The sequence below is a fragment of the Streptomyces glaucescens genome (genome assembly GCF_002154375.1).
GTDB classification, from domain to species: domain Bacteria; phylum Actinomycetota; class Actinomycetes; order Streptomycetales; family Streptomycetaceae; genus Streptomyces; species Streptomyces glaucescens.
Window position 1 is genome coordinate 1 of record NZ_MUND01000902.1, and the last position, 2,757, is coordinate 2,757.

Genomic DNA, 2,757 nt, shown 5'->3' on the forward strand with positions numbered 1-2,757 from the left:
CCGGGGGGTTCTTCGGGGGGCTCTTCGGGAGGTTCTTCGGGCGGCGCTCCCGGGCGGCGGCCTTCCCGGCCTTCTCCTCCCGCTGGACCGGCACCGCGGCCCGCGGCGGCTCCGGAGCGGTCCGCGCCCCGCTGTCGCCCGCCGCCGTGACCACGTCGTCGGGGCTGCCCAGGCGGTCGATGATCCGGCGGACCGCGGCGGGGCTGTCCACCGGTGCCTTCGCCCGCCGCCGGTCGATCTCGTCCCGCAACTGGCTGACCAGCCGCATCCGGGCGGCGGAGGGCAGCTGCCGCTGCTGCGCCACGTCGCCGACGCGGCTGAGATATTCGTAGACGACCTTGTCGCTCTCGATGCCCACGCTGTCCCCTCCGGGGCGGGTGTGCCGTTCTCCGATTTAGCCGGATTCCCCGGGTGACGACGTTAGCGCAGGGGCGGCCGGGCGACGGCCCGTCAGCCGGGTTCGCACAGACCGGGCTTGTCCACCTCCGAGCAGAGCGGGCGTACGGACCGAGGGTCTCGCGGCCGGCCTCCACGGTGAGGAAACCGAGGAACGCCTGGGCGATCGAGCCGTCCGGGGCGCGGCCGTAGGAGTAGGCGTACTCGGTCTGCCAGTAGGGGTAGTCGCCCTCCTCCACGCCCGTCAGGGTCGGCTCCTGGTCGCCGATCCGCAGCGGGACCACGCCGTCCTGCTCGGCTGCCAGCCCGCGTTCTCGATCCGCGGCAGGACGAACGAGGGGTCGGTGAGCGTGCTGCCGTGGTCGTCGTCCAGTTCGCGCAGGACTCCCGCGTACGGGGCGTGCGCGGTGTCGGTGGCCAGCGTGTCCATCTGGACGCGGCAGCCGAGCCGCTTGCGCCCGACGACACCGAACTGTCACCCGAACGCGGCCAGCGGCACCACGATGCTGAGGATCGCGATGATCGTGTCGAGATCCCACTCGAGGCCCAGGCTCACCGTCGAACTCCCTTGAGTCAGCGAGCGGTTGAAAGGGGAGCATCAGGGTGACGAGTGCGGGCGGCGGGTCGCCAGGGGTGCCGGGATCGTCCGTGCGAAATTCACCGGGGGGCCATCTGCGCAACGTTCCGTTCGCCGGCCGGGCGACGGGCGGGCGCCAGGTGGGCCCGCACCGCGCCGGGGCCGGCCTCGCGCACGCCTGGGGCCGTGCCCCCGTACCCGCTACCGTGGACCGGATGAGCACCGAGGAGAAGCCCGCGGCCCCCCGGTCCCTCGCGGAAGCGCTCCGCGCCCGGGACGACGACTCCCTTGCCGCGCTCCTGCGCAGCCGCCCCGATCTCATCACGCCCGTGCCCACGGATCTGACCCAGCTGGCCACCCGGGCGGGCACCCGCGCCTCGGTGGTGCGTGCCCTGGAGCGGCTGGACCTGTTCACGCTGCAGACCGCGCAGGCGCTGGCCGTGGCCCCGGACCCGGCGTCGTACGCGCGGCTGCTCGGTCTGCTGACGGGCGACGACGGCGATCCGGCCGTGGCGGCGGCGCTGCCGCGCGCGGTGGGCCTGCTGCGCGAGCAGGCCCTGGTGTGGGGTGGCGACGACCGGCTGCGGCTGGTGCGCACCGCGCGGGAACTGCTCGCGCCGTCCCCGCAGCATCCGTCGCCGACGGGGCTGGGACCGACGGTGCAGGAGGCGACCGCCGGCATGTCGCCGGGCCGGATCCAGGAGATCGTGGCGGAGGCGGGCCTGCCGTCCACGCACGACGCGGTCTCCGCGGTGGCCTCGCTGACCGCGCTGTTCTCCGACCGCGCCCGGATGCGCGCGCTGCTCGCCGGCGCCCCGGAGGAGTCGGTCCAGGTGCTGGAGCGGCTGATGTGGGGGCCGCCGTACGGGCAGGTCACCGCGGACCCGGCGCCCCGGCTGCGGTGGCTGCTGGACCGAGGGCTGCTGCTGCCGACCGCGCCCGGCACGGTCGTCCTGCCGCGGGAGGTGGCCCTGCATCTGCGCGCGGGGCGCGCGCACCGGACGCCCGAGCCGGTGCCGCCCGCCGTGGAGCCGGCCGCCACGCACCGTCCACAGGTTGTGGACGCGACGGCCGCCGGGCAGGCGCTGACCGCGCTGGCCACCGTGGAGGAACTGCTGAAGGAGTGGGACGAGGGCGGCCCGGCGGTGCTGCGGGCCGGCGGGCTGAGCGTGCGCGACCTGAAGCGCACCGCCGTCGCCCTCGACGTCTCCGAGCCGGTCGCCGCCTTCTGGGTGGAACTGGCCTACGCCGCCGGACTGATCGCCTCCGACGGGGAGGCCGACGAGCGGTACGCCGCCACCCCCGCCTACGACGAGTGGCTGGAGCGGCCCGCCGCCGAACGCTGGGGCCGGCTCGCCGAGGCCTGGCTGGCCGCCACCCGCACGCCCGGCCTGGTCGGCGGGCGGGACGCCAAGGACCGCACCCTGTCCGCGCTCGGCCCCGGCCTCGACCGCTCGGCCGCGCCTGAGGTACGGCACCGGGTGCTCGGCCTGCTCGCCGCCCTGCCCGAGGGCGCGGCGCCCGACGCCGAGTCGGTGCTCGCCCGCCTGCACTGGGAGCGGCCCTCGCGGGGCGGCCGGGACACCGAGGAGGACCTGCGGGCGCGGCTCGCACGGTGGACGCTGACGGAGGCCGAGCTGCTCGGTGTGACGGGGCGCGGGGCGCTGTCCGGGCACGGGCGGGCCCTGCTGGGGGCGCCCGCACCCGCGCACGCGCCGGAGCACACGCCCGCGCCCGAGCCGGAGGGCCCGGGCGACAAGCTCCCCGTGCACCACCACCGCCAC

Annotated in this window: 1 protein-coding gene and 2 pseudogenes; 1 reads left to right on the forward strand and 2 read right to left on the reverse strand. The window is 76.4% G+C overall.

What is annotated here, in order from left to right:
* Both CCN42_RS39070 and CCN42_RS39075 read right to left on the reverse strand, forming a co-directional pair.
* Nucleotides 1-358, reverse strand: a pseudogene (locus tag CCN42_RS39070) (hypothetical protein); the annotation flags it as partial.
* Between the two features lie 282 nt (nucleotides 359-640).
* Nucleotides 641-826 (reverse strand): hypothetical protein, encoded by a 186-nt coding sequence (locus CCN42_RS39075; protein WP_086741928.1) that lies wholly within the window; start codon nucleotides 824-826, stop codon nucleotides 641-643.
* A 362-nt stretch (nucleotides 827-1,188) separates the two neighbouring features.
* Between CCN42_RS39075 and CCN42_RS39080 the strand changes: the two are divergent.
* Nucleotides 1,189-2,757, forward strand: a pseudogene (locus CCN42_RS39080) (DNA-binding protein); the annotation flags it as partial.

What these genes read in the sequence shown, in the direction of transcription:
- CCN42_RS39075 (WP_086741928.1), bottom strand. Translation starts at nt 826, where the DNA reads ATGGACACGCTGGCCACCGACACCGCGCACGCCCCGTACGCGGGAGTC.